The organism is Vibrio sp. 10N.222.46.A1 (assembly GCF_041473595.1).
In the GTDB taxonomy this organism is placed as follows: domain Bacteria; phylum Pseudomonadota; class Gammaproteobacteria; order Enterobacterales; family Vibrionaceae; genus Vibrio; species Vibrio tasmaniensis_A.
On sequence record NZ_JBFRSN010000580.1, the window covers coordinates 1 to 1,264 of the forward strand.

At 43.0% G+C, this 1,264-nt stretch carries 2 protein-coding genes; both read left to right on the plus strand.

Annotated elements, in window-relative coordinates:
• Window positions 1-163: 163 nt before the first annotated feature.
• Window positions 164-1,114 carry a LysR substrate-binding domain-containing protein gene (locus AB4496_RS16400; protein WP_102257756.1) on the plus strand — a complete coding sequence of 317 codons (951 nt, stop codon included), beginning with the start codon at window positions 164-166 and terminating at the stop codon, window positions 1,112-1,114.
• Between the two features lie 45 nt (window positions 1,115-1,159).
• Window positions 1,160-1,264: VF530 family DNA-binding protein (locus AB4496_RS16405; RefSeq protein WP_372131379.1), on the plus strand; the 105-nt coding region annotated here is incomplete at its 3' end.

The window sequence follows — 1,264 nt, forward strand, 5'->3', positions numbered from 1 at the left end:
AATTGACAATGATGAAAAAAATGAATGGTTGGTATTTGCTGTTGCTGTGATCGTATTCATAGCCTTTCTCCTGTTGATCTTTTGTTTTGTTATGGTCGATAATTAATCAACAGAGCAACATCGACAAACGATAGATACTGGCATTCAGTTAAGGAAAACTAATGTGAGAGAACGAGCCCCACCATTCCAAGGGATCTACTATTTTTACACGGCGGCTGAAACTGGCAGTTTTAAAGTCGCCGCACAGAAACTATTTGTCACGGCAGCTGCCGTCAGCCAACAGATTCGCCAACTTGAAGAGTGGTTAGCTGCAGATCTGTTTATTCGCCAACACCGAAAAATAGTACTCACTCATGAAGGTGAAGTGCTTTACCTGCAAGCGAAGAAAGGCTTTGCTCATATTCAAGATGGGGTGAGACGAATCAACCAAGATCCTAACCCTACTCAACTGTCGATCTCTACCGTGCCTTCCTTTGCTCAGCATTGGCTCGTACCAAGAATTGGCGACTTTCGCGGTCGCCACCCTGATCTATCCATGCTAATTGAGCCGACCAATAAGCTAGTCACATTTGAAGATTCTAATGTCGATATCTGCGTTAGATACGGTCATGGAGACTACCCAAACATCGAATCACGTTGGTTGATGGACGAGGTCATTTACCCGGTTTGCCACCCTATTTATCAAGAGAAACATGGTATCTATGACATCGACGATCTGCATAAAGCGGAACTCATTGAAGACCGTTGGCCTGATATGGATTGGAATCTCTGGTTACAAGTCGCAGGAGTAAAAGCTGGCCGCACATCATTGCAATTTGATGGCTCTCATTTTGTGTTAGAAGGTGCACTATCCGTTCAAGGTGTCGCGCTTGTTAAGCACAGCTTGGTGTATCGCTATTTACAGGAAAAGAAATTGGTGCGAATCGGAAACATCGCGCTGAAGCCTAAATACAATTACTTTTTATGCGCGCCTCCAGGTTACTTCCATCGAGAAAAGATAAAACGTTTCGAAGAATGGATGCAGAATCAGGTTAAATTATTTGGTAATACAGGTAGAGAAGAGCTTTCGATTATCCACACCGACTACGAACTCAAATGGTCGGATAATTCATAAGGCGAAACTGGTATACTTAACTCAAATAAATGGCGAGAACATCTCATGACACAAGACAACAACCCACTTCACGGTATCACTCTACAGAAGCTGCTGACTGAATTGGTTGAACATTACGGTTGGGAAGAGTTGAGTTACATGGTAAATATC